The sequence below is a fragment of the Moraxella sp. CTOTU49803 genome (assembly GCF_032097965.1).
Lineage (GTDB): Bacteria > Pseudomonadota > Gammaproteobacteria > Pseudomonadales > Moraxellaceae > Faucicola > Faucicola tetraodonis.
The window spans coordinates 643554-667726 of sequence record NZ_DAMCJP010000001.1 but is presented as its reverse complement, the minus strand read 5'-3'; the positions used below and the strand labels follow the sequence as shown (position 1 = coordinate 667726).

The following is a 24173-nucleotide window of genomic DNA, read 5'->3' as shown; positions in this document are numbered from 1 at the left end:
ATAATTTTAAATTTTATAAGGCTTTAAACTTGCTGGCTGTTGCGAAATTGTAGAATTCAGCGAAAAAAACCAGCTTATTGATTGGTAAGCTGGTTTGATAAAGGGAGGTTACAAATATCAAAGCTACAAATTAGTCATCTAGCTGTTGTGCATCGGCTTCTAGTAAACCATCTTGTTGCAGGGCTTCAGACAACTCGATTTCTTGCAAATCCGCACTGTCTCGTAAATCAGTACCATCTTGCGCGATATTGTCATTCAATGCTGCCTCTAAACTATCTTCGTCCAGCTCGTCTTCACTACCGCCTTCAACCAAAGCGATGGAAACCAATGATTCATCTTGTGAAATACGAATCAGGGTGACCCCTTGCGCATTACGACCTGTCTGCGCGATTTGTCCGACAGGTGTACGCACCAGCGTGCCGGCATCAGAAATCAGCACAATATCATCGGCATCGGTTACCGCTAACGCCTGCACCAGCTCGCCATTACGCGCCGTGGTTTTGATGGCAATAATGCCTTTACCGCCACGACCTTTGACAGGGAAATCAGAGACAGGTGTGCGTTTGCCAAAGCCCCGCTCACAAGCACATAAAATCTCGCCTTGTTGTGGGGCAACAACCAACGATACCACACGGCTAACCGCAACGACACTGTCATTGTCTTGGTCATCTTGGCTATCCTCTTCAAGCTCGGTGTCTTCGTCTTCGATACCTTGATTGGCCAGTAGCGTCACCCGCATACCGCGTACCCCTTTTGCGGTACGACCCATCGCACGGATTTTACTTTCATTAAAGCGAATGGCTTTACCTTCATTGGAAAATAACATGATGTCTTGCTCACCATCGGTAATAGCAACGCCAATCAAGTTATCGCCGTCGTTGAGTTCGACAGCGCGAAGTCCATTGGCACGAAGGTTTTTAAATTGGGACAATTGGACGCGTTTTACCATACCCGATGCGGTTGCAAAGAACACATAGCTATTGTCATTTTGCTTGTCGTCTTCGGTCACTGGCAAGATGGCGGTGACTTTTTCATCGGCATCGAGCGCAATCAAATTGACCATCGGACGACCACGCGAACCACGGCTAGCAATAGGCACTTCAAACACTTGTAACCCAAACACACGACCCCGATCGGTAAAAATCATCACATTGTTGTGTGTCGATGTGACCACCATATGGTCAATGACGTCGTCTGCTTTCATGGCAGTGGCTGACTTGCCTTTACCACCGCGTTTTTGGGCGATATAGTCGCTGATAGGCTGGGTTTTGGCATAACCCGTACGTGACACAGTCAACACAACGGTCTGTTCAGGAATCAAATCCGCACGGCTAAAATCACTGCGACTATCGACGATTTGGGTTTTGCGTGCATCGCCAAAATCATCACGAATTTGGATTAATTCGTCTTTGATTACTTGCATTAATTGGTCAAAGTTATCCAAAATGCTTTGTAATTGGGCAATCAGCGCCAAGATTTCTTTGAATTCTTGCTGTAGCTTGTCTTGCTCTAGCCCTGTTAAACGGTGCAGCTGCATATCCAAAATAGCATTGACTTGGTCAGGCGATAGACGATAATTCTGGTTGTCATCAATCAGTCCATATGGGGCATTTAGGTCTTCGCCTTCAATCACATCAGGTCGAATCGAATGACTGCCTGCTGCCTCTAACATGGCAATCACGCCACCTGACTGCCAAGTATTGGTCAGTAAGTTATCGCGGGCTTCTTGGCGGTTTGCCGATGCCTTGATGGTGTCAATAATACGGTCAATGTTGGCAAGGGCAATCGTTAGTCCTTCGAGCAAATGACCACGCGCCTGCGCTTTTTTGAGTTCAAAAATAGTACGGCGAGTGACAACCTCTTGGCGGTGACGCACAAAGGCGGCAATTAAATCACGCAGCGTCATGATTTTAGGTTGACCTTCATCTAAGGCAACCATGTTGATACTAAAACTCGATTCTAAAGGCGTTTGGATAAATAGATTGTTAACGATGACTTCCGCGTTTTCACCACGTCTTAAGTCAATGGCGATACGCATGCCATCTTTATCTGACTCATCACGAATCTCGCTAATGCCTTCAAGTTTTTTATCGCGTACCAATTCTGCGATTTTTTCAATCAATTTTGCTTTATTGGTTTGATACGGAATCTCGGTAAATACAATACGTTCACGTTCTTTATTGGCGCCCGTTTCACTCATCGGTTCGATATGATATTTGCCGCGCAAATGCAGGCGACCTTTACCGGTGCGATAAGCATCGACAATGCCTGAGCGACCATAAATAATACCGCCTGTTGGGAAATCAGGACCGGTGATATACTGCATGAGCATTTCACCAGAGATGTGCGGATCATCGGCATAGGCCAAACAGGCATTAATCACTTCCGTCAGATTGTGTGGCGCCATATTGGTCGCCATACCCACCGCAATCCCTGTGGCACCATTGACGAGTAAATTTGGAATACGGGCTGGCATGACGCTTGGCATTTGCTCAGAGCCATCATAGTTTGGCTCCCAATCCACGGTGTCTTTATCCAAATCACCCAGCATTTGGTGAGTGAGTTTTTGCATGCGCACTTCGGTATAACGCATCGCTGCGGCAGGGTCATCATCCACTGAGCCAAAATTACCTTGACCATCGATGAGCATATAGCGCATTGAAAACGGCTGCGCCAAACGTACAATCGCGTCATACACTGCGGTATCGCCATGCGGGTGGTATTTACCGATAACATCACCGACCACACGCGCCGATTTTTTGTAAGGTTTGTTAAAGTCGTTTGATAATTCATGCATCGCGTATAACACACGGCGATGGACAGGTTTCAGCCCATCACGCACATCAGGTAAAGCACGGGAGACAATTACGCTCATGGCATAGTCGAGATAAGATTGTTTTAATTCATCGACGATGCCAATGGGGCTAACGGAATCGGTGGACATGCACGCTCCTTTTATCAAGCTACTTATATATGAGTCATCTTATTTATTTTACTTTTCAAGGCGATGCCTAAGTTAACAACAATGTGTTTAAAAGTAATGCGCAATTTTGACCAAAAGTTGCAAAAAACCCCAATCAAAAACTTCAGAAAAATAACACAGATGACGTTATATTTTTAGGATAGTAAAAAGGAATAATTATAGCATAAAACGCATGATTTAGCAGTTAACTCACCGCCAAATGTCGACCGTAATGTCAAAATATCATGCTTTGACGGGTGTTATTTTACCCCCATGGTAAACTGCCCAAACTTTACCCGCTATCTTAATCAACTATTGTAATAATCTATAAAATAAACTGTCTAATGACAAAGCCTGTTGATAAACAGGCTTTGTTAAATGAGAATCAGTTAAGTGCGTGTTGGTTAATTGGCTATAGCTTCAGGCTATCGCAAATTTAGAACTGGCTAAACTTAGAACTGGCTAAACAATGTCTGTGCCACACCCATACAATACGGCGTGACTAAACCATGATATTGCATAGCAACGGCTTGTGATGGATTGCCCCCGTTGGCGGCAGCATTCGCCGCAATATTTTGCACTTTACTAGCAAATCCTGCCTGCATTTTTTCTGATTGAGACTGGATGCTATTATTGTTGACAGTATCAAAACCTAACGTTTGATAAACCGGTTTTTGACGCGTGGCGCGATTGGTGACATCGATATCAATAATTCCCAACTTGGTCGCGCTAGTTTTATTAGTATCTGTGTCCCATAGTTTTTTCATTAAACTACTATTGACGTCAAAGAACACCATCGGATCTTGGTTACCACCACACATAATGACAGGCATTGTTGGTAAATAGCCGCGCAAGTCATTGGCTTTTAACGCTTTACGTAGGGGATGTTCAGGCAGTGTAGCAGGCACTGGGCTATAGTTGGTATAGCCTTGTAAATAAGGCACTGCCCAATCGACATTTTTTTGGGCATCCGCCAAGTACCCTAAACGGTAGTCATTTTTGACTAAATACTGCGTTGTATCAAAGCCAAAGCTAAATGCTGGGTCAGACGGTGATATCGCATCGAGCGTTGAATTGCCCGTTGGCGCTTTTTGAAACATTGCTGAGGCAGGCAATTTACCACTTAAAATGAGCTGCATATCAGTCATGCTGGCGCTAGGCAGTAGCGAGGGGATTTCATCGGCATTGGCTGGCGCGAACATGTCACTGGGTTTGGCATAAATATTGCCATACTGCTCTTGATAGTTGCGAGCCATCAGCGGAGCAAAAAACGTCGCACCGAGCATGACTTTACCACCAAATACCACATCACCAAAGGCTTCCATGGCATAGGGTCCAGAAATTGGCAGTGCTGCTGTCACAGGTTCTTTAAGCGTTTCAAGATAGCGCGTGGCTGCCATGGTGACATAGCCACCTTGAGAATAACCTGTGATAAACAATTTGCCATTGTCGGCAACGTTGGTTGCACTGCCCGTGCGGCGTACCACTTCCCTGCCTGCTTTTAACGCATCTGCCATCTCGTGTGACTGCTGCTGGGCATTGAGGTATGGATGATAAGCTAAGCTTGATTTGTCATAACCTGCATAATTGGGTGAGATAACCACATAGCCTTGCCCTGCAAACAAAGCCGCTAACAATGTCGCCGCTGGTCCTGCTTCATTATTGGCATTACCGACTTCTGCAAAATTATAGGCTTTGGTCGTTGCCGTGCCGTGTGCATTGAGTACAATGGGTCGATTGCCACTACAGCTTGCATCCGTGCCTGTTGGAATAAACACAGCACCCGTCGCATCGGTCTTATTACCTTTGACATCGACGGTATCATATTGCATGTATTCTACACGCACACCACACTTGGGCGTGGCTGCAACTTGGCTAAAATCGGGATCTGTGGTATTAAATAACTGGGTTAAGGCGCTGGCGGTGAGATTTTTGGTCGTTAATGGATCTTTGATTAAATTACCTGTGGGCAGTGAAGCAACGCCTGTTTTGGTAGGTGGCGTTATCGCGGAATCATTGTCGCTACCACAAGCGGCTAAGGTTGAGGCCAGCCACACCGAGATAAAAATTTTGGTTAGGCTAAAAGTAGGGTGGATTAAATCAAACTGACGGTGCATCTCATACTCCTTATGAGGGAATTAATGGTTCATATCCTTGAACAACGCATCATGTTACCCAAAAAAAAACGGGCATGAAAACGATACGCTCATCATGCCAGTTTTTATACTATTTGAACATCCGTTTCTAAAAAAATTTGCTACTAAAACAAAAAAACCTAAAGTAGCGCTAAACAGATTTGCGTTTAACCTTGCTCCAAACCGCAGTTACTGGGCCCGATAAGGCGTAAATCACGCTAATCGCCAGCAATCCTGCAGGAATATTATACAGCACGATACCGAGCGCAAACACAATCAAAATCAATGCCACAAAGGGGACACGCTTTTTATCAAACTCTTTAAAGCTATAGTATTTTAAATTACTCACCATCAAAAAGCCCGCAACCACTACCCAAATGGCTGCCAAGATTTGAAAAGCAGGACTGGTCGCCGGCAATTCAACTTGCCAATCCATATGTACCATCACAAACGTAGTGACTAAAATAGCGGCTAACGGACTTGCTACCCCGACAAAGTATTTTTTATCAACGACACCAATTTGTACATTAAAACGCGCCAGTCTCAGCGCCGCACAGGCAGCATACACAAAGGCGCAAGCGATACCAATACGCCCCAAAGGCTCTAACGCATAATGATAAATCAATAACGCAGGCGCAAGTCCAAACGCGATGCAGTTGGCTAGCGAGTCTAGCTGCTCGCCAAAGGGACTTTGTGCATTGAACAGCCTTGCCGCCCGGCCATCTAACCCATCTAGCAATGCCGAGATAAAAATCGCCACACAGGCACGCATATAATGCCCTTCCCCCAACGCGCTTTGGGTAATCGAATAAAATGCCGCAAGTAGCGACAATAGCGTAAATGAATTGGGAATTAAATAAACGCCTTTTTGCGCAATCGTTTTATCAGCGACACGCGCATTTTCAATGACTTCAAAGGTGAGCCCATCATAGTCATCGGTTTCTGCCAATTCACGGTTACGCTGATGCTCAAGCTGAATTGGATTGATATCCTGAGCCGGTGGCGGCTGTTGGGATGGGTCGATGGGCGTCTTGATAAGGGTTGGTTGGTTATTATTATTGTTATTCATTGATTATCCTTGCAGGTTGTCTCTTGCAGGTCGTCTGTAATAAATCGTCTGTTGCTAGGTGCATCGAGCTCGGTAACAAATTGCGAAATTTGGCGGGTTTTGTGACCAGTTAACCCGCCAAGTGTGAAATTATTCGCCAACCAACCATTGTACTTTGGTGCGCTGTTCTACGCTCATTTGTGGGCTTTCAGGATGCTGCAAAATTGGCTGTAGATATTGCAAAATCTCTTCGGCTTTAGCATCAAATTGCCACGGTGGGTTAATCACCAACATGCCCGTCCCATTTAAACCCATCGGCAAATCGGGTGGGAAAATATTCAGCTCAAGCACCAACTGACGGCGGATTTCAGTACGTTTCATTTTTTTATAAAACAGTTCAACCGCATCGTTGTTTTTGATGGGGTACCAAAGAGCCAATACCCCGGTTGACCATTTTTTATGCGCTTTGACCAATAAATCTACCAATGCGCTAAAATCACGGTGTTCCTGTTCAAAGGGAGGATCGATTAGAATCAACCCGCGTTTTTCTTGCGGTGGTAGCACCGCCAAAATCCCTTCATAGGCATTGCGATGTTGCACACCAATGGGCAATTGGTGCAGTTGGTAATTAAGTGCATCAAACTCGCTTGCTTTCCATTCAAACGCTTCGGCGCGATTGTTAATCTCTGGGTGAGCGTCTTGTTGTTTTTCGATGTGATGGGCAATAAACCAAGGCGAACCTGGATACACATGCTTATCGTAGAATTTTTTGGCGTAGCCAATATCTTGTAAATAGGTTTGCACCGCCTGTGGCGCTTGGCTATTGTCTTGCGCTAGCAGTTTGGTAATGCCATGGATGGCTTCACCCGTTTTTTTCGCCTCATCACTGGCCAGTGAATACAAACCGCGACCACCATACGCATCCAAAATATAATAAGGTTTTGGCTTGGCGCTCATCATCTCAAGTAATTGCAATAATAAAACGTGTTTTACCACATCAGCGAAGTTGCCCGCGTGGTAGCTGTGTTGATAATTCATAATAAATTTTTCGTAAACAAATTAGCAGGTATGGTAGCATAGCTATCAAAAATTGGCGAAGTTTTTGCTAGAAGTTTTTGCTAAAAATTGCCCAGTTAAATGTTAAACAATGCTGGAGGAAACACAGCGCACATGCCAGAGTTGAATTTTATCCTGCCCAACTGGTTTGAAAAAATAAACGACGCACAGCTTGACGGTCTGGTTAATGACGGTTTTATCGTGCTAGATGACTGTTTTGACGTCAATTTTTTTCGGGCGTTACAAAAAGAGAGTGGCTTGATTGATTACCAAGCCGCCAATTTGACGCAGGGTGAGCGAATCACTAGCATTCGCGGCGATAGCACCCGCTGGATTGATGAGCACTGTCCGATTGGTATGCAGTATCTACAAGCGATTAATGAGCTGGCGCAATTTTTTAATCAAACCTTATATACCGGCATTCGCCGTAGTGAGGCCCATTATGCCCGCTACCCTGCAGGGTTTGGTTATCAGTGGCATTCAGACAACCCGCAAGGGCGTGATGAACGTGTGTTATCGGCGGTTTTTTATCTCAATGAGGGTTGGGGCGCGCACGATGGCGGTGAAATTGTCGTCATCGATCAGCATGACACACAACAACAATTACAGCCCCAAGGTAACAGATTGGTGATTTTTAACAGTAACTTAGTACATCAAGTCGCAATCACCCATCGTGAACGCTTCTCCATTGCCACTTGGATGAGAAAAGATGGGCTAATTAGCCAGTAATAAACTTGCCGCAATCCCCCACATCACAACCCCGATGAGGATATCAAGAATTTTCCAAGACAGTGGTTTGGCAAATAGGGGCTGCAGCACACGCGCACCATAACCCAAACTAAAAAAGAAGATAAACGAAGATAAAATTGCGCCCAAGGCAAATGCCAGCTTATCGGTAACCTGCGATGCAATCGTCCCAAGCAAAATCACCGTATCTAAATACACATGGGGGTTAAGCCAAGTAAACGCCAAGCACATGGCAATCACTTGTTTTAAATTACCAACGTCTTCACCCTGCGCCATGAGCGATTGGTTTGATTGATAAGCCGCAATAAAACTTCGAGCACCATACACAATTAAAAACAACGCCCCTGCGTATTTTGCGATGGTGATAATCAGCGGGAATTGCGAAATCAGCTTGCCAAAACCAAACACGCCACCCGTAATCAATACCGCATCAGATAATGCGCAAATCAAACACACGATAAACACAAATTGTTGTTTTAGCCCTTGTTTCAGCACAAATGCATTCTGCGCCCCAATCGCCAAAATTAGGGAAAAGCAGACGCTCATGCCCATTAAAAAAGTAGAGATATTCATCAGTACCACACGTCCCCAGTAACATTCGCAAAAAACACAAAAAAAGCACAGTGAGAAAAAAAGCGTATTGTAGCCAAAATCCTGAGCGATTGCGAACAATGCGACCCGCTAAGGCGCTAATTTATGCTAATATGCAGCGCAAATAAGCGAGATTTTTGAGAGATTTTGAGGAAACGACAATGACTGATTATGCCAGTAACGCCACTGATTTAGACCACCTTCAAGCGCAAACCTTAGCACTAAGTTTACAGCTGATGCGCGAGCCATCAGTGACGCCGACTGACCTTGACTGTCAAAACATACTGGCTGAGCGGCTTAACCATCTCGGCTTTGATTGTGAGTTTTTATACTTTGGTGAAAAAGGCGCAACAGGACGCGAAGCAGAAGTCAAAAATTTATGGGCAATCCGTCAAGGTCGTGGGCAGGCGCAGGCGCCCGTATTATGCTTTGCAGGACATACTGATGTCGTGCCCACGGGCGATGTCAGCCAATGGACCTATCCGCCATTTGAACCCACTATCAAAGATGGCATACTGTATGGGCGTGGTGCTGCAGACATGAAAACAGCGATTGCAGCATTTACTATCGCTGTTGAAAATTTTGTCGCCAAGCACCCCAATCATCACGGCTCAATTGCTTTCTTAATTACCGCTGATGAAGAAGGTCCTTCGGTTAACGGTACAGTCAAAGTGGTGGAAACATTGCAATCGCGCAACCAACCGATAACCTATTGCTTGATTGGCGAACCCTCTAGTACTCACACCTTGGGCGATATCATCAAAAATGGTCGCCGTGGCTCGCTCGGCGCCGTTTTGACAGTGACAGGCAAACAAGGCCATGTTGCCTACCCGCATTTGGCAGTGAACCCCATTCATTATGCTTTGCCAGCACTATCCGAGCTTTGTAGCCAAACTTGGGACAATGGCAATGCGTATTTTCCTGCCACCACCCTGCAAATTTCAAACCTTAATGCAGGGACTGGGGCTAACAACGTGATTCCTGCAACTTTAAGCGCCGAGTTTAATTTTCGTTTTTCAACTGAGACCAACGATGAGAAACTTAAAGCGACCACCCATGCGATTTTTGACAAGCATTTTCAAGACGGTGCAGCCAGTTATCACATCAACTGGAAACTATCGGGCAACCCATTTTTGACGCCGCAAGGCAACCTCGTCGGCGCCTGTCAATCCGCGATTAAAGCTATGACGGGGACAGAGACAGAGCTTTCAACCACAGGCGGCACCTCAGATGGTCGTTTTATTGCAACGTTGAATGTTGACAATAGGTCGCCTGAAGTGGTTGAACTTGGCGTGCGTAATGCGACCATCCACCAAATTGATGAATGTGTAGAAGTCGAAGATTTGGGCAAACTTGCCGCAATTTATGAGCAAATATTACAAAACTTACTGTTAGACTGAATACTATTAACCTAAATATTGCATGCTAACAACCCAGTGATACTGCTAATTTTGCTGGGATGGCAATCTTCGTGGGCGTGTCAACTGATTATTTACCCAAGTCAAATGATTATTTACCCAAGTCAAATGATGTCAAAAACCGTTACTTTTTGGCTGACGCATTAAGCAAACGCGAGTCATTTTTCATGGGTAAATTAATTTAGCTGCTGCTCATTTAAGAATATAGTATGAAGAAGAACCTAGCATTCAGCTTAATCTAGTTCGTCTAGCCAAGCCATTTGAATCGCTTCTAGTTGCTTTTCAGTCGATTTGGTTGGGTCATCGCTAAATTCTTCTAATTGCGTCACATACCGATGCAAATCGGTAAAACGAATATATTGCACGTCTTCATCAGGGTATTTTTCAGAAAGTAGAATGGCAATTTCTAATGTGTCGTTCCATTTGAGGGACATATTTTTCTCCAGTTACTTGATGGGGGTGAGTTTTTTGATTTCGTTAAGATTGTCTTGCCAAGTTTTGATGACAGGATGAGCTTGTTCATCTTGCTGTACAATGACGCTGGTCGGTTGCACTTGCCCATCTAGCATCAATACAATTTTGGTCAATGCCACCACATTTAAGTCATTTTTGACCCAAAACTCGTGGCGAAAATACAGATATTTTTTATCCCAAGCCAATAATTGACTGCGAAGCGCCAATTTATCAAACAAAAAGCTTTCTTTAATGTAAGTTAATTGTTGCGATGCAATCACCCAACCTAGCTTGTCCGTTGGGCGTTGCTGCATCAACCACTGTTGGATGTTGAGCTCAATAAAGCTTAAGTAGCGATAATTAGGCACATGGTGACGAAACCCCATATCATGTGGCAAAATCCGGTAGTGGCGGATGATCGCATCGCTATAGCTTGGTTTAGATGACTTTGCTTTATCGGATTTTAGCATCAAGCATAAGATAAGGTAACGCAGTAATAAATTCATAAACTTTCCTTGTGATATCCGCCTGATTATAGCAAATAAAAAACCCTGACTAAACTGGTTAGTCAGGGTTGATTAAAGTTAAAAAAACTTAGTGACCTGTGCCATTGATATGGCGAATCATGTCTTCCACCACTTTTTTGGCATCGCCAAAGATCATCATGGTTTTGTCCATGTAGAACAAGCTATTATCAAGACCTGCGTAGCCGGCACTCATTGAGCGTTTGATGACCATCACGGTTTGCGCTTTGTTTGCTTCAAGAATTGGCATACCAAAGATGGGTGAGTTTGGATCGTCTTTTGCCGCTGGGTTGACAACGTCATTGGCACCGATAATCAGCACAACGTCAGTACCGGCAAAGTCCGAGTTGATTTCATCCATTTCTAAGATATCTTCATACGGTACATCTGCTTCAGCCAATAGTACGTTCATATGACCTGGCATACGACCTGCCACGGGGTGAATCGCAAAACGCACGTCCACGCCTTCTTCTTTGAGCATTTCATAAAGCTCTTTTACCGCATTTTGGGCACGGCCTTGCGCCATACCATAACCTGGCACAATGACGACACTGCTAGAGTTTTCCATCATAAAGGCGGCATCTTCAGGTGAGCCTGTACGGTAAGTTTTGGGTCCGGTATCTTCTTCTGTCGCAGCGGCTGAGCTGCTTGACATACCGCCAAACAATACGTTGAGCAGTGAACGGTTCATGGCTTTACACATAATGTAGGACAAAATCGCCCCAGATGAACCCACCAGCGAACCTGCGATAATCAGCATTGAGTTGCCTAGGGTAAAACCGATACCGGCTGCCGCCCACCCAGAAAATGAGTTTAATAGCGATACCACCACAGGCATATCACCGCCACCAATCGGCGCAATCCACATCCAGCCAAAAATAATAGCCAGAATGGTCATGGCATAAAACGCTGGCATGGATTGGGTGGTGAAATACATAATACCAAACGCTAACATCGCGATGAATAATAACGCTTGGACAGGTTTTACCCAAGTGCCTTTAAGCGTCTTTGCCCAGCTTTTTGCCGCCAATTTACCAAAAGCAAACATTGATGCTGAAAAGGTAATTGCACCAATAAAACAGCCCACAAACAACTCAAACCGCGCGATGGTGCTATGCTCGACGCCGGTATGCAACACGCTCGCCAGTGCAATGGCAACTGCCGATAGACCGACTAAAGAGTGCATCAAAGCCACGGTTTCTGGCATTTGCGTCATGGCGACAGTGCGTGCTTTCCAAGTACCAACCACAGCGCCTAGCACCATCGCGCCAACAATTAATACAAATACCGGACTGGGTGCTAAAAAAAAGGTAGTGATAATAGCAATCGCCATACCTATCATACCGAATCGGTTACCACGGATGGCGGTTTTTGGGCTTGATAAACCCCGTAAGGTTAAAATAAATAGCACCGCACCAATCAAATAAAACCAATCCGCATGTTGGGCGACCCAATTCAAATTCTCATTCATCAAGCATTTCCTTCTTTGTTTGGCTCAGCTTTGGCTTTTTTATCTTTTGATTTAAACATCGCAAGCATACGTTCCGTCACCGCAAAACCACCAAAAATATTGATGCTGGCTAGAAATACCGCAAACGCCCCCAATAAGCTGGTTGGGGTAAACATATTGCCATCGATGCTGACGGTCTGCAGCATGGCACCGACGATGACAATACTGGATAATGCATTGGTCACCGCCATGAGTGGGGTATGCAGTGCAGGTGTTACCCCCCAAACCACGTAATAACCCACAAAAATAGCCAAAACAAAGATACTAAAGATTGCCACAAATGGGGTGGCAGATGTCGCAGACGCTAATAGGGTCAATAACATAAAACCTCCTAACCTCGATAGGTAAAATTAAATGAAAATTAGGTTAGCGACTGGCTAACAATACTTGACCTTGGCTAGTAACCAGCAAGGCTTTTTGGATTTCATCTTCTGGATTGAGCGCAAACGCTTTATTGTCATCCATCAAGGTTGCAAAAAAGTTATACAAGTTGTTGGCATACAATGCCGATGACTGTGCCGCCAAGGTCGATGGAATATTGGGTACACCCATGATGGTGACACCGTTTGGGGTGATAATATTTTGTCCGACCACTGAGCCTTCTACGTTACCGCCTGTTTCCACTGCCATATCGAGTAAAATTGAGCCAGATTTCATTTTATCGATGGTAGCTTGGTGTATCAAACGCGGCGCATTGCGACCAGGAATTTGAGCCGTGGTAATCACGATATCTGCTTGGCTGACTGCTTTATCGACAACCGCGGCTTGGTCTTTGATATATTGCTCAGACGGTGTCCAGGCATAGCCGCCTGTGTCTTTGGCTTTGGCTTTTTCCTCATCACTCATGGGAACATCGAGCCATTTACCACCCACTGACTCCACTTGATCACGCACGGTGGGACGTAAGTCACTGGCTTCTACAACGGCACCCAAACGACGGGCGGTGGCAATCGCTTGCAGACCCGCGACGCCCACGCCTAGGATGACAATACGCGCAGGTTTCACCGTACCTGCCGATGTCATAAACATGGGGAAAGGACGACCAAACTGGTTGGCAGCCAAAATCACCGCTTTATAGCCTGCCAAGTTGGCTTGGGATGACAGCACGTCCATGTTCTGTGCCCGCGACAAAGTTCGCGGCAATAGCTCCATGGCATATACTTTGGCGTGGCGATTGGCATAGTCCTGCAAATTGGCATTGCGATACGGATTCATCATGCCGATAACAATCGCTTCTTGTTTTAGCTGGTTGATTTTTTCAATCGGTAAGCTATTGACCGTGAGCACCACATCACTTGTTGAGATCGCATCATCAACAATTTGCGCCCCTGCTTGTTCCAACGCATCATTGGTAATAAACGAACCTTTACCCGCATCACGTTCGACCACAATACTGTGACCCAACTTGATGAACTTTTTAATGGTATCGGGGGTAATCGCAATCCGATTTTCATATAATGCAGTTTCCTTTGGTACACCAATTTGCATACACTCTCCTCAAGCGGTTCGGTTGGCTTCTCAATCTACAACTGGCGATTGGCTAAGTCAGTTATAAATTAAAAAAATGATAATTAAATTACCATAAATATAATTAATTATGCAAAATAATTCTAGGCGGAATAACAAGTAAATTTGACTGGTGCGTATAAAAAAAAGTTATCAATAAAACTTTTTACAAAATTTTCTTTTAATACGATGGCTTGTTGAAGGTTAATCTAGCGGTCTATTGCGCTTTTTAACCTTACCGTTATTGATTTCAAATTCATCAAAATCTTGCGCAAGCCAAAAGTTACCTTGATAACTGGCAGCAACTTCTGCCCGAATATGTGACATATTCAAAGTTTTGCTACTAGGTTTATCAACAGGTTGAAAACGCGCGCTAAAATGGGTCAAAATCAGGTTTTTTAATTGTGATAGCTGCGCAAACTCGGCAACTTGCTTGGCGGTTGAATGCATGGGGTCAAAATAGTTAGGGGCTACTTTTCGTTTATCAGCGATTGCTTGGGTATAGGTTGCCTCGTGTACTAGCACATCGGTATCTGATATGGCATTTGCTAATAGCTCAGGTGAGTCATTGTCGCCTGCGACTATTAGCACGGTTTTATGCAGCGTGGTAGTGACAAAATCCGCGGATTTTAGCAAGGTGTTATCATCTAGATTGACGTCAATACCGTACTTAAGTTTGCCCCATAGCCGTTTATCTACCACGTTAAGCTCGGTGAGTTTTTGGGTCAATAAGGTTTTTTTGGACAGTCGCTGGGTGAATTTGAAGGCATGGCTAGGGATACGGTGTGATAGCGCAATCACGTCAACTTGTAGCTGATGGTCATCTGTCAAATCCAGGATGATGGGTGGGTAACTATCCCCCTGCACTCTATTGTCAATGGCGATAAAATTAATGTCAAAATTTATCATCAGCGCTGTCGTGGCTTGCACGGCGGCAAGATAATCAGCAATGGCTTGTGGGGCGATGAGGGTTAATGGGTGCTTGCGTCCACTCATCGCCATACTTGCCAGTAACCCTGGCAAGCCATAACAGTGGTCGCCATGCACATGGGTGATACAAATTAACGCTAGCTGCATCACGGACAACGGGGTTTTGAGTAATTGATGCTGGGTGGCTTCCCCACAGTCCACCAATATCCAAGGGACATTTTTTGCTTTGCTATAAGGATTGATGAGTGATACAGCAAGCGCGGTGACGTTGCGGTGTTTGGTGGGTATCCCTGCAGATGTGCCCAAAAAAGTGAGTGTTAACATGATTACCTCATTGTCAAACGTATTACTTATCTTTATATTGAATTTTTCATAAATTTAACTATAAAATGCGCTAACAAATTTCACAACAACTTTTGATTGGGCTATGACATTGACTTCAACGCATCTTTTTAACCCTTAACCCCTAGCCTTTAACCATTAGCCTTGTACTTGGCGATAGGTTGATTTGGGGCGTGCTTTATTACGGATCCAACGGCTGGCTGCCCGTTTACGTTTTAAAGATTTGGTAACACATAATAGCAATAATAATTTGGCAAGCGGGTTATTATTGAGGATGACTTCATATAGTTTTGGTATACTCAATGCCGCTTATATCATCTCTTGTATCACTTACGGAACAAAATAAGGAATGCTATGTTCAAGTTTTTTACCCCACTCTGTTTCTCATTAAGTTTATTTGGCTGCCAAGCTGTTAGCTCAGATCAGCAAAACCCCCAACCTATGCCTCAGCCAATTAAGAAACCTGAGATGATGTGCACCATGCAATATGATCCTGTCTGCGTCAAGACCATCAATAATGGCATCGTCCGCTATCAAACCTATGGCAACGCTTGTATGGCAAATAATGGCGTCAATGCTATGGACAAGACTATGAGCGTCACCAAAGGTGCTTGTGAGTCAGAGACTAGCAAGTGAATGAGTTAGTAAGTGACTGAGCTAGCAAATAGCTGGGCTATCATAAGTTAGCCCGCTATAACGTCTGCACTAGCTTGTTTTGCCATAGCTGACTGACGATAAAACAAGCGAAGAGCTATAATCCCTCTAATTACTTTGTGTTAAAGGTTTTGCATCTGTATGGCATTAGCGCTGATTATTGATGATGAAGTAGATTTGTGTCGCTTGATGCAGATGACACTCAAAAAAATGGGCATTGAATCCAAAGTCGCCTATGACTATGCCACCGGCATCAGCCATCTTCAAGCGTATAATTTTGATTTTTGCTTAACCGATCTTAAACTTCCTGATGGCACAGGACTAGATATCGTTAAATTTATCAGTAAAAATTATGCCAAAACCCCCGTGGCAGTGATTACCGCCCACGGTAGCATGGATTTGGCGATTGAAGCGTTAAAATTGGGCGCCTTTGATTTTGTCAACAAGCCACTTGAGCTATCACGGCTACGCCAACTGGTCGAAAACGCCTTAAAAGTAGCAGAAAATACCCATAAACTTAATTGTAAAGAAGTCTATGATCCTTTCAGCAATCGCTTAATCGGACAATCTAACGCCATTACCCAGCTCAAAACCACCATCCAAAAATTGGCGCGTAGCCAAGCGCCCGTATTTTTGTGGGGAGAATCGGGCACCGGTAAAGAAGTCGTTGCCAAGCTGATTCATGATTTAAGCCCGCGCTGCTCTGCCAATTTTGTGCCTGTTAACTGCGGCGCCATCCCATCAGAGTTGATGGAAAGCGAGTTTTTTGGGCACAAAAAAGGCAGCTTTACGGGCGCTACCGCAGATAAAGAAGGGTTATTCCAACAAGCAAATGGCGGTACGCTATTTTTGGATGAAGTAGCGGATTTGCCGATTTCCATGCAAGTCAAATTATTACGCGCCATTCAAGAAAAGAAAATCCGCCCCATTGGGAGCACCCAAGAGATTGCCGTGGATGTGCGCCTTTTATCCGCTACCCATAAAAATTTGGCTAAGCTTGTCGAAACGGGTGAATTTAGACAAGATTTATATTATCGCATCAACGTGATTGAAGTAAAATTACCAAGTCTCAATGAACGGCGTGATGATATTTTACTGTTAGCCAATCATTTTATCGCTTTGATTGCAGACGATTGGGGACTAGCGCAGCCACTGACATTATCGAATGAAGCCGCGGTTCAATTGACAAACCATCACTTTGCAGGCAATGTGCGTGAATTAAGAAATATCTTAGAGCGCGCGATTACCCTAGCTGATGATAATGTGATTGAAGCCCATCATTTGAATTTGCCATTATCAGCCGCCAACGTACCGGCTGACACTCCTAGAATCCATGAAATCCAAAAAATTCATGAAATCACAGAAAACTCCAATCACCCCGTCTTATCAATACCGAGTCAACCGAGCACGCCAAAAGTTGTGCCATTAGCTGAAGCTAAATCCGCTTCCAACAGCCCCATCAATACTTCCTATAGCAGCAACTTGTTTGCAAGTGGTTACAAAGTCAAACCCAATATTCAACTTGCGCCCACACCAACCCAATCCACCCATGATGCGTTAACCCTTGAATCGTTAACTTTAGATGCGCCGATAGAGGATATCAATGCGCCCGATCTAGCCCAGCCCTCTGCTGAGGAAGGTCAGCTGCCTGAAGAAGGGCTTGAAGAATATTTGATGAATCAAGAACGAAAAGTCATTATCGCGGCGCTCAACTGCAGTGGTTGGAATCGCACCCAAGCCGCCAAATTATTAAATACAACGTTTCGCTCACTGCGCTACCGTATGAAAAAATTGGGCATTGATAGTGGCAGTGATATTAATAGTGATAGTGATAGCGATGAGGATTAAAAACTTCGGATAAAAGACAAATCGATATTTTTTGATAAATCTACTATCCCTACTTGGTCATAACAAGCTAACGGAAAACGCCGGCGGATGCCTAACCACTGGTTTGCTGATTGAGCGAATAGTACGAATCGATTGCCTTTTTCATCGAGCTTATTGTCGATATTATCAATTTGATGCAGGCATTTTACCGCAATGATATCGATGTCTAACGTAACAGCGGGTTTTTGGTACAGAAGTCTGTCTTGTTGCTGTTCAAACTTCTTGGTGAGTTGTAACCACTGCCAATAATCTATGGGCTGCGCAAAGTTTAAATAAGCCACTTGGTTAAAATAAACCGGTGTATTGGATGTTTGCTTGTTTAAATTGTCATCACTACAGGTATCTTCACTGGGATGAATTGCACTGAGGGTCAAAGTGCCAAAGTTTTGCAGCCAGTCTTTGGCTTTTGCTAAATAATAAGGTTGTTTGACATTACTGGCTAACGACAAAACACAGGCTTCGATGACTATGACATCACGCGGTGGTACACTCATACTCAAATGCTCAAATAAACATATTTTTTGCTTAGGCTAATTAATTTTGCTGAAAACGGGTAATTTTAACCCCGACACTATCGGCTTGTTTGATGGCGGTGGGTTTGTGAATCGTTACTGTGACTTTTTCTGGGGCAAATTCTGCCAAAATCATCTCAGCGACCAATTGCGCTAACCGCTCTAACAGCGCGACTTTATTGGCAATGCTCACTTCAGCCACGCGCTCACTGACACTTTTATAATTGATGGCATCTTGAATATTATCAGTCTGCGACGCTTGGTATTGACAGCCCACCATTTCAATATCAAAAATCAACGGTTGGGTTATTTGCTGCTCCCACTCATACACGCCAATCACAGCATCGACCTTGAGACCCTTGACAAACACCGTATCTGTTGAATTACCGGTCAGTTTGATTGGCTGATTGTTGGACTTTTCGTTTGCAATCGCGTGCAAGGCATCCGCCGCTGAATATAGTGATTCATGCATGGTTTTTTGTGTGGGGGCTTGCGTGGTATCATGGGGCGTTTCAAGCTTAGTTTGTTGGGTGGTTTCTGGTGTGGTCATTTTTACTCTCGTTAGGTATTTCGTTGTTTGATTAAATCATAGCTAAAAAATACCAACCCTGTCCAAATAAAGGCAAAGGTAATCAATTTATAAATGTTAAAAGGCTCATGATACAAAAATATCGCCAATAAAAAAATCATGGACGGGGTCAAATAATTTAAAAAGCTCAATAAACTAAAGTTGACCATTTTGGTAGCTTTATTAAACATCAATAGCGGTATCAAGGTCACTGGCCCTGCAAGCATCAATAAAAAAATTGATGGCGACAGCCAAAAATCTAATTGACTACTAGCAACATCATGCATAGCAAACCAGCCAATAAATACCGGCACTAATAGCGCCGTTTCGATAAACATCGCAGACAGCGCGTCAAGCGGGGTATGGCGATGCATCAAACCATATACAGAAAAGCTACTCGCCAACAATAACGATACCCACGGCAATTTACCCAGCACGACCAACTGAATCGCCACGCCTATCGCTGCCAAAATCACTGCCATCCATTGCAAAGGACGCAGTTTTTCTTTGATGACCACTAGCGATAGTAAAATACCCATCAACGGACCAATATAATAGCCCAAACTGGCTTCCAAAATCTGATCATGATTGACCGCCCACACATACACCAGCCAATTGACTGAGATAATCGCCCCTGAAACGGCAGTATAAAGTAGCCATTTTGGGTTGGCTTCAATCACTTTCACCCAGTGCCAGTTTTTGGTCACTGTCATGATTAATAAAATCGTGACAAACGTCCAAATAATTCGATGCCCAATGATTTCAATCGCATCATAATCTTTGAGTAGCTTAAAATACAGGGGGAAAAACCCCCAAATTAAAAAAGCAGCCAGTGCGGTCAATACCCCTCTGGGGGTGGTCACTATGGTTGGTTTTTCATGGTCAGTAATATCAACGACACGGGTCGAAATGTCACTATTGATGATATCAATTGTTTGATTTTCGGGGATTTGATTTTTCATTAACACAACGATAAATTTTATTTTTTATAAAAAAGCGAAAACTAAGAAAGTCATAGTCTATCTTAGTTTTCATGTCATCCATGTAAAGACTTGCGACAGTGATACAAATTTAGCTCACCTAGGTTTTAGTCAGTCACTACTTTAACTTGCAATCCTGCACTATTGACCAGTTCAGCAAAGTTGGGGAAGCTAGTATTGACCGTTTCAGTACCATGAATGGTAATCGTATCGCTTGCGCGCAAACTTGCCACAGTAAAACTCATGGCAATGCGATGGTCATGGTGACATTCAATCTCACCGCCGCCAAACACCTGTGCCACATCACCGCGACCTTCAATTTCAATGCCATCATCGAGTACAGTACATGCAATTCCTAAGGTTTTTAGCCCATCTGCCATGACTTGAATACGGTCAGATTCTTTAACGCGTAGTTCAGCTGCGCCATGGAGGACTGTTTTACCCGTGGCACAACTTGCTGCCACAAACAGCACAGGGAATTCATCAATAGCAAGTGGCACCAAATGCTCAGGAATCTCAATACCTTGCAACTTTGAAGATTTCACCACGATATCGGCAACTGGCTCACCGCCGACGGTGGTTTCATTGGTCAATGTCAAATCAGCACCCATCAGCTTTAAGATATCAATCACGCCGGTGCGCGTGGGATTGATGCCCACTTTGTTGATGGTCACATTGCCTTGTTGGGCGATGGCGCCTGCCACCATAAAAAATGCCGCGGATGAAATATCAGCAGGCACTGCGATATCACATGCCGTTAATTCGCCGCCCCCTGTAACACTAATTTGATTGCCATTGTGCACTTTTGACACTGTCACAGGATAACCAAATGCCGTCAGCATGCGCTCGGTGTGATCGCGCGTCACTTCTGGCTCAATCACTGTGGTAGTACCTTGTGCCCATAGCCCTGCTAACAGCAAACACGATTTGACCTGTGCTGATGCCATCGGCATTTCATAGCTGATACCTGTTAAAGTTTGATTGCCGGTGATGCTAATCGGTGGCGTGCCTTTTTCGCCTGTGGTTTGGATTTTGGCGCCCATCTCACGCAGAGGCTTGGCAACGCGTTCCATGGGACGTTTGGATAAACTCGGGTCGCCCTTCATCACTGAATCAAATTTTTGTGCCGATAAAATACCTGATAACAAGCGCATACTGGTGCCTGAATTACCCATGTATAGCGGATCATGCGAGGGTTTTAACCCATGTAATCCAACCCCATGAATCACTACCCTGCCCTGGTTTGGTCCTTCAATCACTACCCCCATATCACGAAAGGCTTGCAAAGTAGCGAGTGCGTCTTCACCTTCCAAAAACCCTGTCACTGTGGTGGTGCCTTTGGCTAACGAACCAAACATAATTGAACGGTGAGAAATAGACTTATCACCTGCGACGGTGTGACTGCCTTCAAATTGTTGCGCTGGGGCGATAATGTAAGTTTGCTTCATGGCTTGTTTTTCCAAATAAGGCGTTTTATTTAACATATGTCCAAAATGTTGTCGAGCGGCTTGGGCTTGGGTCAATATACCCAGCATCTGCTCAGAATCATTGGTCTCAATAATTGCTTTCAACTGACTTAACTGCTCACTAAATTCATCAATGGCATCGAGTAGCGCGGCTTTATTGGCATAAAAAATATCATGCCACATGGTTGGGTCGCTGGCGGCGATACGGGTAAAATCCCGAAAACCACCCGCCGCGAAACGAAAAATATCCATATTGTCGTTATGCTTGGCTAGTTGCGCGACTAGATTGTAGGCGAGCAAGTGGGGTAAATGACTGGTACGCGCGAGCACCTTATCATGATAATCCGCTGGCATGGTCACCACTTCTGCGCCAGTCTGCGCCCATAGTGCAATCACTTTTTTAACCGCTTGTTTGCTGGTGGTATCTAGCGGCGTTAAGATAATTTTATGGTTATCAAATAGTTTGGCATTACGCGCATCAATCCCTGATTTTTCTGCCCCTGCAATCGGATGGGCGGGCACAAAACCTTTGGGCATATCCTCACCAAACACCGCGTTGGCGTCTGCAATGATATTGCCTTTGGTACTGCCCACATCCATGATAATGGTTTTATCGGTAATAAAGGGTTTGATTTGTTCAAAAATCTTTTTGACCGCCTGCACCGGCGTGGCTATTACCACCAAATCTGACCCTTGCACCGCAAGCGTAGCATCATCAAATCCTGCATCAAGCAGTCCGTAGTTGATACCTTTATCAATGGTTGATTGTGAACGGCTGACCGCCACAATTGATTTGGCCAATTTTTTATCACGCATGGCTTGTGCCAAACTTGCGCCGATGAGCCCCAGCCCAATAAAACACACTTTTTCAAACATTTAACTTACCGATTTTTTATAATTTGCTAAAAAGACTGCCAACGCAATCAAAATCCCACCCAACATAGTGCTGATGGTGATTGTTTCGCCCAATAAAACCACGCCCAACAATACCGCAATGAACGGAATAAAATAAATATACAGCGAGGTTTTTACCACGCCCAAATGCTTATTGGCATTGGTCCATAATACAAAACACAAAGCGGAAGCGATACCCCCTAAAAATAGCAAATTTGCCAGATTCATGGGTGTAAACGCGTGAAGGTTGATAAAGGCTTCACCTGTCACAAGCATATACAGCGATGCGGTGATTATGCCATACAAAAACACTTTACGCATGCGTACCATCGGGTTGAGCGCATCTTTAATGGCACTGTTAGCAAACCCAAAAAACGACCATGCCAACCCACTTAATATTGCCAAAATATTACCCAGCATGCCATTGGTTAAACTCATCGGCTGATTCGCCAATACCAACGCCACGCCAACCAATGCCATCACACAGGCAATCAACAGCAACTTGCTAAAGGCATGGGTTTTAATGATAAAACTGGCAATCAGCACCGTAAACAAGGGGGATGCTGTGACTAGCAATGCCGCATTACTGCTATAGGTATATAGCAATGCGGTGTTTTCTAGCAAAAAGTACAAGGTGATACCGCACAGCCCCGACAAAAAATACAACACTTCGTTTTTTACACTGCTAAAGGTTTGCAGTCTAGGTGACATGGCAAACAATAATCCATAGGCAAATAACGACCGATACAGCAAAATCTGAATGGGTGACATATCCGCCAGCAACACCTTAGTGCTTGCTAATGTTGTTCCCCAAACGATGACCACAAATAACGCTAAAAAATGCCAAAATACTTCACGATTTTTTTCTAACCTTTTTTCTAACATCGGCTTAGCTCAATACCTGCGCCAACGTATCTAAAAAACGGTTAATTTCTTCAGGCAAACCCACACTCACGCGTATCCAGGCTGGCAGACCATACCCAACCATCGGTCGCACTACCACGCCTTGCTCAATCAAAGTTTGGTAGATATCCATGCCATCGCCGACATTGACCATCACAAAGTTGGTGGCTGATTTGACATAGACGACACCTAAGCTATCCAAGCCATCATACAAGGCTTGTTTTTGCTCATGGTTAAACGCCAAATATTGGTTAATAAAATGTTGGTCTTTAATCGCTGCTGTGGCGGCGGCATGCGCCAATGTACTGGTATTAAACGACTGGCGCGTATAATTTAAAATCTCGGCAATGCTTGCGCTGCTTACTGCATAACCTATGCGCAAGGCTGCCAGTCCATAAGCTTTGGAAAAGCTACGTAGCACAATGATATTGTCATATTCTTGGGTCAAATCTACACAGCTGAGCGTTGGCACAAATTCGATGTAAGCTTCATCAATCACCACCAACACCTTCGATGGCACTTTTTTGATGAATTTAATCAGATCATCTTTGGCGAGCACGGTGCCTGTAGGGTTGTTGGGATTGGTGATAATCACCATTTTACAATTGGCGGTTTGATTGACGGTCTCAAGCATCACAGGCAAATCATGCGCGAAATTTTTGGCAGCGACTTGTTGGGTTCGCTCATTGATACCCAAAGACGCCAATTCGTAATCCGAAAACGCGTATTGAGAATACACAATCACATCATCGCCATCGGCAAAGCTTGCGGTAATGTTATTGAGTAATTCATTAGAGCCATTCCCCAACACAATTTGTTTTGTTTCACAGACCAAAAAATCGGCTAAGGCTTGTTTAAGCCCCTGCCCTGCGCCATCGGGATAACGCGATAATTCGCCCAGTTTTGACGTGATTGCCAAGGTCACGTGTGGTGAGCAGCCGGTTGGGTTTTCATTGCTCGCCAATTTGACAATGTCACCCAAGCCATACTCACGGGTCAGCTCTTCATTGGATTTATCCATTTCATAAGCTTTTAACTGCTCAATACTGTGATTGACCGATTGGATCGTCATATCAAAACCTTTAGT

21 protein-coding genes are annotated in these 24173 nt (G+C 44.4%); 4 read left to right on the top strand and 17 right to left on the bottom strand.

Annotation, left to right across the window (positions count from 1 at the left end):
• Positions 1-130: 130 nt before the first annotated feature.
• The 4 genes from gyrA to RT422_RS02975 form a co-directional block, all read right to left on the bottom strand.
• Positions 131-2944, bottom strand: a complete 2814-nt coding sequence (gene gyrA / locus RT422_RS02990; protein WP_313421220.1) for a DNA gyrase subunit A — start codon at positions 2942-2944, stop codon at positions 131-133.
• A 470-nt stretch (positions 2945-3414) separates the two neighbouring features.
• Entirely contained in the window at positions 3415-5079 is a 1665-nt protein-coding gene (locus RT422_RS02985; RefSeq protein ID WP_313421219.1) for a prolyl oligopeptidase family serine peptidase, read from the bottom strand.
• Between the two features lie 169 nt (positions 5080-5248).
• Positions 5249-6166 (bottom strand): CDP-diacylglycerol--serine O-phosphatidyltransferase, encoded by a 918-nt coding sequence (gene pssA / locus RT422_RS02980; protein WP_313421218.1) that lies wholly within the window; start codon positions 6164-6166, stop codon positions 5249-5251.
• A gap of 129 nt (positions 6167-6295) precedes the next feature.
• Complete coding sequence (locus tag RT422_RS02975; protein WP_007116651.1) at positions 6296-7183, bottom strand: 23S rRNA (adenine(2030)-N(6))-methyltransferase RlmJ; 888 nt, start codon at positions 7181-7183, stop codon at positions 6296-6298.
• A gap of 132 nt (positions 7184-7315) precedes the next feature.
• Here RT422_RS02975 and RT422_RS02970 point away from each other — a divergent pair, with 132 nt between their 5' ends.
• On the top strand, positions 7316-7930 hold the full coding sequence (locus tag RT422_RS02970) for a 2OG-Fe(II) oxygenase (protein WP_284034026.1): 615 nt from the start codon (positions 7316-7318) through the stop codon (positions 7928-7930).
• Here RT422_RS02970 and RT422_RS02965 read toward each other — a convergent pair.
• Positions 7916-8530: a LysE/ArgO family amino acid transporter gene (locus RT422_RS02965; protein ID WP_284034025.1), complete on the bottom strand. Its 615-nt coding sequence runs from the start codon at positions 8528-8530 to the stop codon at positions 7916-7918. The genes RT422_RS02970 and RT422_RS02965 overlap by 15 nt on opposite strands.
• Before the next feature lie 170 nt (positions 8531-8700).
• Between RT422_RS02965 and dapE the strand changes: the two genes are divergently transcribed.
• Entirely contained in the window at positions 8701-9939 is a 1239-nt protein-coding gene (gene dapE / locus RT422_RS02960) for a succinyl-diaminopimelate desuccinylase (RefSeq protein ID WP_282841065.1), read from the top strand.
• 251 nt (positions 9940-10190) lie between these two features.
• Here dapE and iscX read toward each other — a convergent pair whose 3' ends face one another.
• From iscX to RT422_RS02930, 6 genes are all read right to left on the bottom strand, one after another.
• Entirely contained in the window at positions 10191-10391 is a 201-nt protein-coding gene (gene iscX / locus RT422_RS02955) for a Fe-S cluster assembly protein IscX (protein ID WP_065252660.1), read from the bottom strand.
• A 12-nt stretch (positions 10392-10403) separates the two neighbouring features.
• Positions 10404-10916 (bottom strand): acyl-CoA thioesterase, encoded by a 513-nt coding sequence (locus tag RT422_RS02950; protein WP_065252659.1) that lies wholly within the window; start codon positions 10914-10916, stop codon positions 10404-10406.
• A gap of 88 nt (positions 10917-11004) precedes the next feature.
• Complete coding sequence (locus tag RT422_RS02945) at positions 11005-12393, bottom strand: NAD(P)(+) transhydrogenase (Re/Si-specific) subunit beta (protein WP_095355761.1); 1389 nt, start codon at positions 12391-12393, stop codon at positions 11005-11007.
• Positions 12394-12404: 11 nt separating this feature from the next.
• On the bottom strand, positions 12405-12767 hold the full coding sequence (locus RT422_RS02940) for a proton-translocating transhydrogenase family protein (RefSeq protein ID WP_007116659.1): 363 nt from the start codon (positions 12765-12767) through the stop codon (positions 12405-12407).
• A 43-nt stretch (positions 12768-12810) separates the two neighbouring features.
• Entirely contained in the window at positions 12811-13932 is a 1122-nt protein-coding gene (locus RT422_RS02935; protein ID WP_096488902.1) for a Re/Si-specific NAD(P)(+) transhydrogenase subunit alpha, read from the bottom strand.
• Positions 13933-14154: 222 nt separating this feature from the next.
• A complete protein-coding gene (locus tag RT422_RS02930) occupies positions 14155-15204 on the bottom strand; it encodes a ribonuclease Z (protein ID WP_284034024.1) in 1050 nt (349 codons plus the stop codon).
• Between the two features lie 372 nt (positions 15205-15576).
• Here RT422_RS02930 and RT422_RS02925 point away from each other — a divergent pair, with 372 nt between their 5' ends.
• Positions 15577-15858: a hypothetical protein gene (locus RT422_RS02925; protein ID WP_159676279.1), complete on the top strand. Its 282-nt coding sequence runs from the start codon at positions 15577-15579 to the stop codon at positions 15856-15858.
• 159 nt (positions 15859-16017) lie between these two features.
• On the top strand, positions 16018-17724 hold the full coding sequence (locus RT422_RS02920; protein ID WP_313421217.1) for a sigma-54 dependent transcriptional regulator: 1707 nt from the start codon (positions 16018-16020) through the stop codon (positions 17722-17724).
• Here the strand turns inward: RT422_RS02920 and RT422_RS02915 are convergent.
• The 6 genes from RT422_RS02915 to hisC form a co-directional block, all read right to left on the bottom strand.
• The gene (locus RT422_RS02915) at positions 17721-18257 is read right to left on the bottom strand and encodes a hypothetical protein (RefSeq protein ID WP_313421215.1); all 537 of its coding nucleotides are present in this window, start codon (positions 18255-18257) and stop codon (positions 17721-17723) included. The two genes, RT422_RS02920 and RT422_RS02915, sit on opposite strands and share 4 nt — an antisense overlap.
• A gap of 40 nt (positions 18258-18297) precedes the next feature.
• Complete coding sequence (gene folB, locus RT422_RS02910; protein WP_284034021.1) at positions 18298-18825, bottom strand: dihydroneopterin aldolase; 528 nt, start codon at positions 18823-18825, stop codon at positions 18298-18300.
• A gap of 11 nt (positions 18826-18836) precedes the next feature.
• Positions 18837-19805, bottom strand: a complete 969-nt coding sequence (gene rarD / locus RT422_RS02905) for an EamA family transporter RarD (RefSeq protein WP_313421214.1) — start codon at positions 19803-19805, stop codon at positions 18837-18839.
• 125 nt (positions 19806-19930) lie between these two features.
• Entirely contained in the window at positions 19931-22165 is a 2235-nt protein-coding gene (locus RT422_RS02900; protein WP_313421213.1) for a bifunctional prephenate dehydrogenase/3-phosphoshikimate 1-carboxyvinyltransferase, read from the bottom strand.
• The gene (locus tag RT422_RS02895; RefSeq protein WP_313421212.1) at positions 22166-23068 is read right to left on the bottom strand and encodes a DMT family transporter; all 903 of its coding nucleotides are present in this window, start codon (positions 23066-23068) and stop codon (positions 22166-22168) included. It abuts the gene before it with no gap.
• A 4-nt stretch (positions 23069-23072) separates the two neighbouring features.
• Positions 23073-24158: a histidinol-phosphate transaminase gene (gene hisC, locus RT422_RS02890; protein ID WP_065263655.1), complete on the bottom strand. Its 1086-nt coding sequence runs from the start codon at positions 24156-24158 to the stop codon at positions 23073-23075.
• Between the last annotated feature and the right edge of the window lie 15 nt (positions 24159-24173).